At 68.4% G+C, this 12,954-nt stretch carries 15 protein-coding genes; 5 read left to right on the plus strand and 10 right to left on the minus strand.

Going from position 1 to position 12,954, the window contains the following annotated elements; translation table 11 throughout:
• The first annotated feature begins 15 nt into the window (after positions 1 to 15).
• Entirely contained in the window at positions 16 to 453 is a 438-nt protein-coding gene (locus ACFWF1_RS21530; protein WP_379282211.1) for a MarR family winged helix-turn-helix transcriptional regulator, read from the plus strand.
• A gap of 52 nt (positions 454 to 505) precedes the next feature.
• Here the strand turns inward: ACFWF1_RS21530 and ACFWF1_RS21535 are convergent, their stop codons facing one another.
• From ACFWF1_RS21535 to ACFWF1_RS21555, 5 genes are all read right to left on the minus strand, one after another.
• The gene (locus ACFWF1_RS21535) at positions 506 to 907 is read right to left on the minus strand and encodes a YccF domain-containing protein (protein ID WP_379282212.1); all 402 of its coding nucleotides are present in this window, start codon (positions 905 to 907) and stop codon (positions 506 to 508) included.
• Positions 908 to 970: 63 nt separating this feature from the next.
• Positions 971 to 1,387, minus strand: a complete 417-nt coding sequence (locus ACFWF1_RS21540; protein ID WP_379282213.1) for a hypothetical protein — start codon at positions 1,385 to 1,387, stop codon at positions 971 to 973.
• Entirely contained in the window at positions 1,384 to 2,562 is a 1,179-nt protein-coding gene (locus ACFWF1_RS21545) for a PLP-dependent aminotransferase family protein (RefSeq protein WP_379282214.1), read from the minus strand. Before ACFWF1_RS21545 ends, ACFWF1_RS21540 begins: the two co-directional genes overlap by 4 nt.
• Complete coding sequence (locus ACFWF1_RS21550; RefSeq protein WP_379282215.1) at positions 2,559 to 3,020, minus strand: cupin domain-containing protein; 462 nt, start codon at positions 3,018 to 3,020, stop codon at positions 2,559 to 2,561. The genes ACFWF1_RS21545 and ACFWF1_RS21550 overlap by 4 nt, the downstream gene beginning before the upstream one ends.
• A 172-nt stretch (positions 3,021 to 3,192) precedes the next feature.
• Complete coding sequence (locus ACFWF1_RS21555) at positions 3,193 to 4,398, minus strand: GNAT family N-acetyltransferase (RefSeq protein ID WP_379282216.1); 1,206 nt, start codon at positions 4,396 to 4,398, stop codon at positions 3,193 to 3,195.
• Between the two features lie 103 nt (positions 4,399 to 4,501).
• Here ACFWF1_RS21555 and ACFWF1_RS21560 point away from each other — a divergent pair, with 103 nt between their 5' ends.
• Together ACFWF1_RS21560 and ACFWF1_RS21565 are read left to right on the plus strand one after the other, a co-directional pair.
• Positions 4,502 to 5,302, plus strand: a complete 801-nt coding sequence (locus ACFWF1_RS21560; RefSeq protein ID WP_379282217.1) for a TrmH family RNA methyltransferase — start codon at positions 4,502 to 4,504, stop codon at positions 5,300 to 5,302.
• The gene (locus tag ACFWF1_RS21565) at positions 5,299 to 5,583 is read left to right on the plus strand and encodes a DUF2537 domain-containing protein (protein WP_379282218.1); all 285 of its coding nucleotides are present in this window, start codon (positions 5,299 to 5,301) and stop codon (positions 5,581 to 5,583) included. The genes ACFWF1_RS21560 and ACFWF1_RS21565 overlap by 4 nt, the downstream gene beginning before the upstream one ends.
• On the opposite strand, the gene ACFWF1_RS21570 is transcribed toward ACFWF1_RS21565, so the two are convergent.
• The 3 genes from ACFWF1_RS21570 to serC all read right to left on the minus strand — a co-directional run bounded on the left by ACFWF1_RS21570 (position 5,580) and on the right by serC (position 9,090).
• Complete coding sequence (locus ACFWF1_RS21570) at positions 5,580 to 6,323, minus strand: DUF6928 family protein (RefSeq protein WP_379282219.1); 744 nt, start codon at positions 6,321 to 6,323, stop codon at positions 5,580 to 5,582. The genes ACFWF1_RS21565 and ACFWF1_RS21570 overlap by 4 nt on opposite strands.
• A 372-nt stretch (positions 6,324 to 6,695) precedes the next feature.
• Positions 6,696 to 7,766 carry a septation protein SepH gene (sepH, locus tag ACFWF1_RS21575; RefSeq protein ID WP_379282220.1) on the minus strand — a complete coding sequence of 357 codons (1,071 nt, stop codon included), beginning with the start codon at positions 7,764 to 7,766 and terminating at the stop codon, positions 6,696 to 6,698.
• A gap of 199 nt (positions 7,767 to 7,965) precedes the next feature.
• On the minus strand, positions 7,966 to 9,090 hold the full coding sequence (serC, locus tag ACFWF1_RS21580; protein ID WP_379282221.1) for a phosphoserine transaminase: 1,125 nt from the start codon (positions 9,088 to 9,090) through the stop codon (positions 7,966 to 7,968).
• A gap of 167 nt (positions 9,091 to 9,257) precedes the next feature.
• On the opposite strand from serC, the gene ACFWF1_RS21585 reads away from it, so the two are divergent.
• Positions 9,258 to 9,932 (plus strand): hypothetical protein, encoded by a 675-nt coding sequence (locus tag ACFWF1_RS21585; protein WP_379282222.1) that lies wholly within the window; start codon positions 9,258 to 9,260, stop codon positions 9,930 to 9,932.
• An 8-nt stretch (positions 9,933 to 9,940) separates the two neighbouring features.
• Here the strand turns inward: ACFWF1_RS21585 and ACFWF1_RS21590 are convergent, their stop codons facing one another.
• Together ACFWF1_RS21590 and ACFWF1_RS21595 are read right to left on the minus strand one after the other, a co-directional pair.
• Complete coding sequence (locus ACFWF1_RS21590) at positions 9,941 to 10,816, minus strand: polysaccharide deacetylase family protein (protein ID WP_379282224.1); 876 nt, start codon at positions 10,814 to 10,816, stop codon at positions 9,941 to 9,943.
• Positions 10,817 to 10,916: 100 nt separating this feature from the next.
• Positions 10,917 to 12,065, minus strand: a complete 1,149-nt coding sequence (locus tag ACFWF1_RS21595; protein ID WP_379282225.1) for a citrate synthase 2 — start codon at positions 12,063 to 12,065, stop codon at positions 10,917 to 10,919.
• Between the two features lie 128 nt (positions 12,066 to 12,193).
• On the opposite strand from ACFWF1_RS21595, the gene pdxH reads away from it, so the two are divergent.
• Positions 12,194 to 12,922: a pyridoxamine 5'-phosphate oxidase gene (gene pdxH, locus ACFWF1_RS21600; protein WP_379282226.1), complete on the plus strand. Its 729-nt coding sequence runs from the start codon at positions 12,194 to 12,196 to the stop codon at positions 12,920 to 12,922.
• Positions 12,923 to 12,954: the final 32 nt, after the last annotated feature.

Below are 12,954 nucleotides of genomic sequence, written 5' to 3' on the forward strand. Positions count from 1 at the left end.
GTATCGTTCAGCTCTGTGACAACGCCATCCGATGTTCGAGCCCTCGCCGGTGAGCTCTCACTGGCAGTGGTTCGACTGACGCGTCATCTGCGCGGCCGCCGCGCCGACTCCCAGATTTCGCTGACTCAGCTCTCCGCCCTCGCGACCCTGGCGCGCGACGGCGCGATGACACCAGGGGCGCTGGCCGCCAGGGAACGCGTGCAGCCGCCGTCGATGACGCGGGTGATCGCCTCGCTCACCGACCTGGGCATGGTGGAGCGCAAGCCGCACCCCACCGACGGCCGCCAGATCATCGTCTCGCTGTCCGAGGCGGGCACCGCGCTCATCGCCGACGAGACGCACGCCCGCGAGGCCTGGATGACCGACCAGCTCTCCAACCTCACCGAAGAACAAATCGTGGTGCTCACCCGTGCCGTCGGCATCATGAAGCAGATCGTCGCCGAATCCGAGTAAGGCTGAGTTAACCCACCCCGTCGGCTCCGCCTCCTGCCATCCCCCTAGCGCGTCAGCGCGCCCCGAACGGCTGATCACTGTCCACGATGTCGCGTCCGAGCGGGAACAGTGACAGCGGGATGAGCTTCAAATTGGCCCAGCCGAACGGGATTCCGATGATCGAGACGAACAGCGGAATGCTGGTCAGCAGGTGGCCGAGCGCGAGCCACCAGCCGGCCACGATCACCCAGATGATGTTGCCGACCAGCGATCCCGCGCCCGCACCCGGCTTCTCCACCGTGGTCCGGCCGAACGGCCACAGCGCGTAGGCCGCGATCCGGAACGACGCGATGCCCCACGGGATGGTGATGATCAGGATGCAGCAGATGATCCCGGCCAGGATGTAGCCGAGCGCCATCCATATCCCGACGAAAACCAGCCACAGGACGTTGAGGATCAAACGAATCGGCGCCATGTGAACAGGATGCCAGTCGATGTGAGAATCGGGCATCAGGGTTTCCCCCGAGCCGAGCGGTGATCAGTGCGACATGACCGGCAGCACCTGTCCCACCGGTGGCTCCGAATACGCGCGGGCATCGAACCTTTGACCGGTGAGGCCGGTCACCAGCGGGCCGCGACAGGGCGTTCCGTCCAGCTCGTAGAACATCGCACTCGCCGAGCCGAGGAACTCGTCGCCGCGCACGGTCACCTCGAACCGCACGACGCCCCGGCAGACCGATTCCGGATGCGAGCGGTCGACGGTGAATTCGATGAACGCTCCTGACACCGTCGTGCCGTCCGTATGCCAGGTACCCATGCCATTGCTGTCGCTGGTGTGCCGGTTGCCGTGATCCGGATTCGACTGGAGCATGGTGCCGTCCGCGTGGAACATCATGACGTGGTGCGCGAACGGGGCACCCTCGGCGCGCACCTCCCACACTCCGACGATGCTCATCGTGCCCCGCACAGGTCGGCCAATATCGTTATGCCACGGTCGATCTCGGAGTGGGAGACGTTCGCGAAACTCAGGCGGATGCTGTTGCGTGGTGCGTCCGTCGCGGCGTAGAACATGCTGCCCGGCAGGAAGGCGATGCCGGCGTCCAGCGCCCGGCCGAGCAGCAGCTCGGCGTCGAAATCCGCAGGGCCCTCGACCCATACGAACATTCCGCCCTCGGGTTCGGTCCACGAAAATCCGGACGGCATGTGCCCGCGCAATGCCGCGGTGAGCGCGGCCAGCTTCGCGCCGTAACTCTCGATCGCGCGCGCCACATGTGCGTCGCCCGCCGCGCTGCGCAGGAAGGCCGCGGCGATCGCCTGATTGAAGGTCGAGGTCTGCATATCGATGCCCTGCTTCATCGCGAGCACATGCTCGAGCAGGTGCTCCGGCAGCACCGCGATACCGGTCCGCAATGCGGGCGCAACGGTTTTCGACAGCGACGTGATGTAGACGGTGTGGTGCGGCGCGTAGGACCAGAAGGCGGGCAGCGGGTCGCCCCGATACCTGAGGTCGACATAGACGTCGTCCTCCACCACCGTCACACCGTGTCGCAGTACAACTTCGGCGATCTGCTGACGGCGCACGGCCGACATCGTTCGCCCGGTCGGGTTCTGGAAGGTCGGCATCAGATAGACCATTGCCACCTCCTGCCGTGTCAGAGCGACATCCAGTGCCGCGGGCAGGATTCCGTCTGCATCCGACTCGACACCGGCGACGACCGCGCCGTGACTGCGGAACACCTTCACCGCGGGCCCGTAGGTCGGTGTCTCCACCAGCACCACCGCGCCTGGATCGAGCAGCGCCATGCATGCGCTGTGCAGGGCACCGGAGCCGCCCGTGGCGATATGTGTCAGATCGGCAGGGCTGGTGACCCCCCGTCCCCGCAGCAGCGCCTGCGCCTGGTCGAGCAGCGGCGGAAACCCCCGGGTCATCCCGTACTGCAGGGCCGAAGTCCCGTGCTCGGCAACAACTTCGGCGGCCAGCGCGGCCACCAACTCGCCGGGTAGCAGGGCCGGATCCGGCGCGCCGACGGCGAACGAGATCACCTCCGGACGCAGGGCCAGCGTCGTGAAGATGTCGTCGATCGGCCCGCTGCGCACCGCGGCGGCACCGCGACTGATCACGGCTGTCATAGACCCGCGCCCACCTTCGCGAGATCACGGCGCAGCCGCGCGACCGCGTCCGCGACAGCACCGTCGTGCGCCGGGGTCAGCACCACATCGTCGTTGAACATCGGATCGGTGCGCATCTCCACCGCGACGAGATCCTCAGTCTCACTGAGGTTTACCGCGGCATGCAGCACCCCCTCGGGGATGTACACGAACTCCCCGGGGCCGTGCAGGTGGGGCGTCAGATCCGGACCGACCAACGTCGCCGCGCGGCCGCGCAGGCAGATGACGATGATCTCGCTGTGCGCGTGATAGTGCGCCTTGGACACCTTCCCCGGCGGCATGTTCACGATTCCGGCCGAAATCCCCTGGCTCCCAGCAGTTTCCCGAGTGATATACGGGACGAGATGCTGCCCCTGCCTGCCGATCTCGTTCGCGACGTCGGTTGCGGCGACTACGCGTACGGCTCTCGGAGTGTTCATCATCAGCTACCCCATACTGTTCGGTCGGATGTAGCTGAACTTAAGGGATTAGTACCGATAGAAACTAATCCGGAAGCCGAGTTCATCCGGCATTCTCCGGCGCGTCTTCGCCCGTCGATCTACCCGCTACCGTCGGCCATGGGGCACCGGCGTAGTTGCCCCGAGCAAACGTTCAGAAAAACCAGCCGAGCACAGCGTCGCGTTCGGTGGCGAAGGCCTCGTCGAGGGCGCGAGCCTTGGCGGAATCCTTGGCCTGCAAGCGGTTTGCCGCTGTGAAGACGCGGGCGGGATAGGCGCCGAGGTACATGCTGGCGAGAACGTCGATGCCGAGCTCGACCTCGGCCGGACGGGTGGTCGGCACGCATTCGGCGATGCCGTCGCGGATGGTGAGGGCGAAGGTGCCACCCGCATTGCGGAACGGATCCGCCACCGCGAGTACGACATCCAGGTCGCGCTGGTAAGTACGTGCGGTCAGCGCTGCGGGAATGTCCATGAGCCGCAACCACAGTGCGTCATAGCGCGCGTTGGTCCGGACCAGCCGGACGTCGGTGAGCAGGTAGGGCAGCGGGTCGTTGTCGCTGAGCGCCGCATCGATCCGCTGCACGAGCTCCAGCCCGACCAGCGCCCGCCACAGCGCGGCATGCGCATCGGAGGTTACCGCCCGGATCTCGACCACCTCGGCGACGTTGACGTTCTCGGCACGGCGGTGGCGGTACAGCGCATAGCCGTCCGGGTGCACGAGCGTGAAGAGGTCGGTGCCACCGCCGCGAACCGCCACCGGGTCGGCGAACAGCATCGCCCAGTTGGCCTCCGGACGCACCTGGGCACCGGGCACGATCCGGCGCCACCGGTCGTAGATCGCCCGCACCTGATCGGTCACCTCGGCCAGCGTGGCCAGCTCGACGCCACCCGGATCCGGTGTCGACGGCCGGAATTCGGCGAATCGCCGATCGATGCTCACCGCGTTCTCCCGCACCGTCGGCCCGTAGCCGAACCGTCCGTAGATGGTGCCCTGACTCACCGTGAAGATGGTCAACGCCAACCCGTCCGCCTCGGTGCGCCGATGCTGCTCGGTATACAGCGCCCGCAGGATGCCGCGCCGCCGATGTGTCGGCGCGACACAGACTGCCGCGATCCCGCACGCCTCGACCGCGCGCTCGCCCGGCACCGTCAGCGTCATCCGGGTCGCCTTCGTCGCCCCGACCACCCGGCCGCCGTCGACCGCGACCACGGCGTTCTCGATGGTGAACACCCTGGCCTCCGGCGCCAGCGTCGCCGACGGCGACCGCATGCCGAAGGCGGTATCGGCGAGCAGCGTGATGGCCGCGTCGTCGGCCGCGGTAGCCGACCGAATGGTGATTCCGTTTGGCAGCGTCATGGCACGACCTTCGCACGCCGCCATCCGTGCCGCATTCGATTTTCCGCCGGACTCGACCGAACCGGTAGCGGCGCCACGCGCCTTGCCCAGGCAGGATGTAGCCGTGGCCGAAGTGATCGATATCGACGACCCCGCCGACCCGCGGGTCGATGACTTCCGCGACCTCAACTCCGCCGACCGCCGACCCGATCTGCCAGGACGCAAGGGCCTGGTGATCGCCGAGGGCGTGGTGGTCGTGCAGCGGATGCTGGACTCGCGATTCGCGCCGACCGCGCTGCTCGGCGTGGAGAAGCGGCGACAGGAACTCGCCGACGACCTGACCGGTGTCGAGGTGCCGTACTACCGCGCGTCCGCCGAGGTGATGGCGGAGGTGGTCGGCTTCCATCTGAACCGCGGCGTGCTCGCGGTGGCTCCGCGCCCGGCGGCGCTCACCTTGGACGAGGTGCTCGAACAGGCGCGCACGGTGGCCGTGCTGGAGGGCGTCAACGATCACGAGAACCTCGGTTCGATGTTCCGCAACGCGGCCGGCCTGGGTGCCGAGGCGATCCTGTTCGGTGACCGGTGCGCCGACCCGCTGTACCGGCGCGCGGTGCGGGTGTCCATGGGCCACGTGCTGCGGGTGCCGTTCGCTTCCGTCCCCGATTGGCCGCACGGTCTGGATATACTGCGGCGCAAGGGTTTCCAGATCATCGCGTTAACCCCGAACCCGGCCGCGGTGAATCTGGCCACGGCGATGACGGGTGAGCGGGTGGCATTGTTGCTCGGCGCCGAAGGTCCGGGGTTGAGCGAGGACGCGATGCGAGCCACCGATGTGCGGGCGCGAATTCCGATGTCACCCGGCACCGATTCGCTCAATGTGGCGACCGCGGCCGCGATGGCGTTCTACGAGCGGGTGCGCACGTGAATTACCCGCCGCACCAGGGTCCGACCCCGTGGGGCTCGGGCATCACCGTCGCGACCATGGTCGGGCTGCTCGCCGCGGTCGCGGTGTTCTCGTTCGGCCGGGCGCTCGCCGAGGTGCATCCGCTGCTCGCGGTGGCGGTGAACCTGATCGCCGCCGGTGGTGCGGCGCCGACCGTGTGGCGGTGGCGGTGGACGCCGGTGACCAGGTGGGTGGTCGGCGGCGGCACGGCGGGCGTGCTGCTCGGCTGGGTCGCGCTGCTGATCAACGGGTTTGCGGGTTAAGAGACCCGGTCGTGGCCGCGCAGCCAGCCGAACAGGCCGCGCCTCGGGCGCACGCTGTCCGGCTCCTGCTGCGGCGGCATGCGGGTAGCCGGGTCGGGCGCTTGGCCTTTCGGGTACAGCGTGAACCCGCACACCGCGACGTCGCCGGGCACCAGCGCGCCCTCGGCGGCGGGGGAGCGATAGTGGAAGCCGAGCCATTCGTTGTTGGCGGCGTCGGCGAAATCGGGCGGATCGAACGGCAGCGTCTGCGGGTCGGGCAGCTCGCCCGCGCGCCAGTGGACCGGATGGTCACCCGCCCAATACGGCCGCTCCCACACCAGCGGCAGGCCCTCGTCCTCCAGGATGTTCACCCGGCTCGAACTGAACGCCCTGCGGAATTCGCCGCGCTCCCAATGCGCGAACGCGCCCCAGCCGTGCACGGTGTCGAACGACACCAGATAGGTGTGCTCGGAGGCCAGCGGACGGACCAGCAGTTCCGGGATCTCGGTCGGGTGGATCCGCGCGGCCTGCGCCGAGCACACCACCGTCACGCCCGGGTAGCAACCGATGTACACCTCGTCGAGGTCCGGGCCCGCGCAGCCCGCGAGGGTGCCGACCATGATCGGCAGCACATCCCGGTCGCTGTGCAGCTGCTTCGCCAGCGCCAGTGCGGCATCGGGATCTGGATCATGGTTGGCGCGCAGGACCGTCAACGGATCGGGTGCGTCGACGTACCAGAGCGACGAAGCTTTCGATAGCATTTCCGGCACCTCCCGATGGTTGCACGAATCAGCTCCGCGAACTTCGAGCAACGCACTGTGATATCGAGCGATTCACCGACCCGGTGCTTCGCTCGCCACCTTGCGCGTCGTCGACCACACCCTAAAAATCTACTCTGTTCCGCCTCTCCGCGTATTCAAGCCAGACTTAGGCGCGTTGCGAGTTGCGTTGGCGGCCAGCGGTGATGTGGGTGTGAGCGTTCGCCGGTCCCCGACGAGTTACCCATGTGCTCACGAAATCAGTTGCCACGCTGAGAAGTGCATATTGTCCCGCGGGTAGCGCTGATGTGACCCCGCGCTGCGGCCGAAGCCTTGTGCCGAGCAGCTCCACGACGGGAGCAGCGGACAATCTTCTTAATGCCCCGAGCTACGCACCCCGAGCAGCACGTCCTCCCAGGACGGCATGGGCGCCTTGCCACGCTTGGTGCGGGCGGACTTCGCGGGCGCTTTGCCGTTCGCAGCGGGCTTGGCGGGTTCCTCGGCGGCAGGCTTCGCCGACGCGGCAGGTGCGGCGGGGGCGGTCTCCGCAGGAGTGCTCGGCGTCGTCGGTGCGGGCGTGCTCGGCGCGGGCACCGGGTTTGCCGCGGCAGGCGCCGCAGTCGTTGCGGCGGTGGGGGTTGCGGTCGCGCCCGCCGTGATGGCAGGCGTGTTCGCGCCACCGGCCGCGACGGCCCGCTGTTCGTAGTACTCGTCCAGGGTGGGCTGGCTCTGCTGGCGTGCCGCGGGACGCGCGGGCGGCGCGGCGGGTGCGGGACGCGGTTCGACGGTGGGTTCCGGCGTCGGCGCGGGGGCGGCGACCTCCGGCTCGGCGGGCAGGATCGTCGCGAGGCCGCGCAGCGCGCGGCCGAAGTCGGGATCGATCAGGTCGGAGGCGGGGTCGTCGAGCGGGGAGACCGATCCGCCGTGCGCGTCGGGCTGGTAGCGCCAGTGCGCGGCGATCTCGGAACGCCCGTTCTGCCATTGCAATTGGGCGACCCAGAAGCCCTTTTCGTCCTTCCAGGCGTCCCATTCGGCGCCCTCGATGTTGTGCCCGCGCTCGGTGAAGGCGGCGGTGACGACATCGATGAGGGTTTCCACGGCGGGGCCGTCGGGGCGGACGGGGTGCGCCTTCTGCGCGAGTTCGGCAGCGCGGGCCCGTTCCAGCAGCACGGGGTAGGCGAACCGCTCGACGCGGCTGGCCGGCATGCCGGATTCTTCGGTGACCTGGTCGACGGAGGCGCCGGCACGGATTCGAGCCTGAATATCGCGAGGACGCATAGTTGCTTCCATTTCGATCTCGATCTGGCCGAATCGGGCAAGGTCTCCGCGCGCTGCGGCTCGTAGCTTGTCGTCGGCGGGTAGCCGGTATTTCGCGCCGGACTCGGTGTCGATACACACGATGTGCGTGGAGTCGGGCGTCACCCCGATCACTCGAAGTTCACGCACCGTTACCTCCTTACCGCGTCGACCCGCGACACCGCCCACTTTCCGAAACAGTAGTGCACTTCTGGGATTCGTGGGGCGAGACACGCGGGGCGGAAATCTCCGAAGAGACTCCCGCACCCCGCTAATCTGCTCTGTTCGACTTACCGCAGTTCTCGGCGCGGCGTGTCATCTGTGGCGTGTCGCGCTCGATCCCGGTGTGTCAGCCCAGATTCTGCACGACCCAGTCGATGCTGCGCGTGAGCTGGCTGACGTCTTCGGGGTCGATGGCCGGGAACATGCCGACGCGCAGCTGGTTGCGGCCCAGCTTGCGGTAGGGCTCGGTGTCGACGATTCCGTTGGCGCGCAGCACCTTCGCCACCGCGGCCGCGTCGACCGAGTCGGCGAAGTCGATGGTGCCGACCACCTGCGAGCGGTGTGCCGGGTCGGCGACGTACGGCGTGGCGAATTCGCTCGACTCGGCCCAGTTGTACAGGCGCGACGAGGAATCCAGCGTCCGCTTGACCGCCCAGTCCAGGCCGCCGTTGCCGTTGAGCCACTCGATCTGGTCGGCGAACAGCAGCAGGGTGGCCAGCGCCGGGGTGTTGTAGGTCTGGTCCTTGGTGCTGTTGTCGATCGCGATCGGCAGCGACAGGAACTCCGGCGTCCACCGGCCCGAGGCCTTGATCTCGTCGACCCGGGCCAGCGCGGCGGGGCTCATCAGCGCGACCCACAGGCCACCGTCGGCGGCGAAGCACTTCTGCGGCGCGAAGTAGTAGACGTCGGCGTCGGTGATGTTCACCGGCAGACCGCCCGCGCCCGAGGTGGCGTCGATCGCGATCAGCGCGTGCTCCGAGCCCGCCGGGCGCTGCACCGGAATCGAGACGCCGGTGGAGGTTTCGTTGTGCGCCCAGCCGATCAGGTCGGCGGACGGATCCGACACCGGCTCCGGCGCGCTGCCCGGCTCGGCCGAGATGACGATCGGGTCGCCGATGAACGGGTTGCCCTTGGCCACACTGGCGAACTTCGAGCTGAACTCACCGTTGGTGAGGTGCAGCGAACGCTCCCGGATCAGGCCGAACGCGGCCGCATCCCAGAACGCGGTGGTGCCGCCGTTGCCGAGCACCACCTCGTAACCGTCGGGCAGCCCGAACAGTTCGCGTAGACCCGAGCGCACCCGGGCGACCACATCCTTCACCGGCTTCTGCCGATGACTGGTTCCGAACACCGAGGCACCGACGGTCACCAGGGACTGCAACTGCTCCGGTCGCACCTTGGAGGGGCCACAGCCGAATCGTCCGTCGGCGGGCTTGAGGTCGTCGGGAATCGTCGGGAACGCAGTGGTCATGCGAACAGGGTAAAGCGTGTCGGACCAGCCCGGTTCGTGCGGGTCGGCACCTGTGCTCGAGGCCACGGGCGCCCGCGCGGGCGCGCCACGCCGGATTCGGCACGGTCTACTCGGGTTGCGGTGGTATTGCTGTGTCGCCGAGCACACGCCAGCTAACCTTTGCGCCCATGAACATGGCGTCGGCGAACTCGGGGTGGCGATTGCTCGGACGACGGCCACGGACGTTCGGGCGGCACATCGGCGTGATTTCCGATGGCGCGCGGCGCGAGTTGCTGATGCGTGGCGCGCTGGGCTCGGCGACGATCCTCGGCGTGCGGCCGAGTACCAAAGCGGCGGTGGGCGAACCCGAGGTGAGCGCGGCGCCGGGGCAGGTGTTCTGGGTGCGGGTACTGGTCGACGGCATACCGCCGTACGAGACCAGGGTGCGACAGCGGGTGTCCGAGGCGAATCTGGAATGGATGCAGCCCGGCGATGTGGTGTGCTGCCGCGTCGATCCGGGCGATCGGGATCGATTGGTGCTCTACGTGCCCGATTTCGCGGAGACCGGCCGGGCCAGCATCTCGAAGATCCTCGCCGACGGCCGCCGCGCCGACGCGACCGTGCTCGCCGCGACTCCGGTCGCCGCGGACTACTCCGGTCGCGACGATCCGGTGCTGCGCCTCGACCTCGAACTGCGTGCCTGGGACGAGCCGAAGCCGTGGCTCGTCCGCCTCGTCCAACCGGTGCCGCTGGCCGCGATCGGCCTGGTCGATCTGGGCCAGCACCTGGAGGTCGCCTTCTTCACCGTGGATCACGGCGAATCCGTCGCGGTCGACTGGGCGGCCTCGCTCGGGGAGGACTGACCGCCGTCTCACAGGTGCACGAAGGTAAAACCCATGTCCCGGATGGTCGGCAGGGCGGCGATCATGCCCGCGCCGGTGCCGGACTGCGGGCGGTGCATGTGCGCGAGTGAAATCGCTCCCGGCGCAGCGGCATTCATCGCGGCCTGCACCTTGGCGGCGGTCGCGGTCGCGCCGTAGTCGGCATTGATGCTGAAACCGACCGGGGTTTCCCCTAATTCGTTCACGATGGCGACCGCGACCTCGTCGTAGTGCGCCGTGCCCGCGCGGAAGAACCGCGGTGGCTTGCCGACCAGTCCGGTCAGTCGCTCGTGATTGGCCCAGACCTCGTCGGCCGCCTCCTGCGCTGAGCCGGTGCCGTTGATCCCGTAGGCGGCGCGCCCGTTCACCGACAGCGGCCGGTGTGCCACACCGTGATTCGCCAGTTCGAACAGCGGGCTCATGGCCAGTTGGGCGGCCCGCCCCTGGTTCGCGTCGATCCAGCGCTTGTTCAGGAACAAGGTGGCCGGAATCTCGTGGGCGATCAGAAAGTTCACCAACGATTCATCTATGTCGTTGTTGCCCGGCCCGCCGCACGCGTCGAAGGTCAGTGCCATCTGCTTGCCGGTGGCCGCGAAGGTGCTGAGGATGCCGGTCATCTCGACGCCCCACTGCTTCGGCTGGTCACCGGCGTGCCTGGCGGCCACGGCGGCGGGGGAGTTGGCCGGCGCGGGCGCGGCCTTGTCGACCACCGGGGAATCGCCGACGACCGGGTACCGACTCGTCGAATTCGGCTGCTCGAACGCCGTATCGCTTTGTGCCGTGCCACATCCGGTGGTGGCGAACCCGGCGGCCAGCGCGGCGCCGACGCCGAACATCCGCCGCCGTGACAACCCTCTGTCGAACATCCGTCAACCCCTCTTCCCGAAGTCAGTCACGGATGCTACGCGAGCCGAACGTCCAACTGGTGCAGGACATTCGGCTCGCGGTCATGTCATTCAACTATTGCTATGCGTGCGAGATGGCTGCCCAGCCCGCGACGTCCTCCGGGCGGCGCGGCGCGGGCCCGGTGTAGATGGCCGCCGGACGCACCAGCTTGCCGAGCTGCTTCTGCTCGAGGATGTGCGCACACCAGCCCGCGGTGCGGCCACAGGTGAACATCGCGGGCATCATGTGCGCGGGCACCTCGGCGAAGTCGAGGATCACCGCCGCCCAGAACTCGACGTTGGTCTCGATCGCCCGGTCCGGGCGACGCTCGCGCAGCTCGGCCAAAGCGGCCTGCTCCAGCGCGGCGGCCACCTCGTAGCGCGGCGCGGCGAGTCGCTTGGCGGTGGCGCGCAGCACGCGGGCGCGCGGGTCCTCGGCCCGGTACACCCGGTGCCCGAAGCCCATCAGCTTTTCCTTGCGGTCCAGGATGCCCTTGACCAAACCCCGGGCGTCGCCGGTCTTTTCGACCTCTTCGATCATCGGCAGCACGCGGGCCGGCGCGCCACCGTGCAGCGGGCCGGACATCGCGCCGATCGCGCCGGACAGCGAGGCCGCGACATCGGCACCGGTCGAGGCGATCACCCGCGCGGTGAAGGTGGAGGCGTTCATGCCGTGCTCGGCGGCCGACACCCAGTAGGCGTCGATCGCCTCGGTGTGCTTCGGGTCCGGGTCACCCTTCCAACGGGTCATGAACCGCTCGGTGACCGTGTTGCACTCGTCGATCTTCTTCTGCGGGACCGCGGGCTGGTAGATGCCACGCGCGGACTGCGCGACGTAGGACAGCGCCATCACCGAGGCGCGGGCCAGGTTGTCGCGGGCGGTCTCGTCATCGATGTCGAGCAGCGGCTGGTAGCCCCAGATCGGGGCGAGCATGGCCAGGCCGGCCTGCACGTCGACCCGCACGTCGCCGGTGTGCACCGGCAGCGGGAAGGGCTCGGCGGGCGGCAGGCCGCGACCGAATTCGCCGTCGACCAGCAGGGCCCAGACATCACCGAAGGTCACCTGGCCCTCGACCAGGTTCTCGATATCGACGCCGCGGTAGCGCAGCGCGCCGCCGTCCTTGTCGGGCTCGGCGATGTCGGTGGTGAAAGCCACCACGCCCTCGAGGCCACTGACGAAATCACTGGGTACGGCGGTCTGCCCGGTAGGCACCGCGGGGGTGGTAGTCATGGTGTGACTTCTCCTTGCAACTTCGGGCCGCATGATGCTCGCGTCGATCAGGGGTTGATGAGGCTCGCCGAGCACATGCCGATCACCATCACCTTAGATCCTTGCTACCGCGGAGTAACGTCTGGCCCATGCGTGACCTGGACAATTCACCCGGCGGCCAGGAGACGGCCGATATCCCGCCGAGCACCGATCTCGCGGGCATGCGCGCCGACTACGGCGGCGCCCCCTTCGGCAGCGGCGAAGACGTCGATCTGGACGAAACATGGCTGGCCGGCGGCTGGGAGCCGTTGTTGCGCCACTGGATCGAGCAGGCCACCGCGGTCGGCGTCGCGGAGCCGAACGCCATGGTTCTCGCCACCGTGTCACTGGCCGACGGCACGCCGCGACCGGTCGCCAGGACGGTGCTGTGTAAAGGGCTCTCACCGGAGGGTGTGACTTTTTACACCAACTACGACTCGGCCAAGGGCGGCCAGCTCGCCGCGGTCCCGTTCGCCGCCGTCACCTTCGTCTGGCCCGCGCTCGGCAGGCAGGTGCATGTGCGCGGCGCGATCGAGCGGGTCGCCGCCGAGACCACCGCGGTGTACTGGCGTTCCCGCCCGCGTGATTCGCAGCTCGGCGCGTGGGCCTCGCACCAGTCCCGGCCGATCGGTTCGCGCGCCGAGATGGACCGGCTGATGGCCGAGACCGTCGCGCGGTTCGACACCGTCGACGAGATTCCGGTGCCGCCGCACTGGGGTGGCTTCCTGCTCCGCCCGGACGAGGTGGAGTTCTGGCAGGGGCGTCGCGGCAGGCTGCACAACCGGATCCGGGTGCTCATCGACCAGGGCGAGATGACGGTCCAGCGACTACAGCCCTGAGGTATTCCCGACGCGCGGGTGACAAATATCTA

Origin of the sequence: Nocardia sp. NPDC060255 (genome assembly GCF_042727395.1) — a bacterium.
GTDB lineage: Bacteria > Actinomycetota > Actinomycetes > Mycobacteriales > Mycobacteriaceae > Nocardia.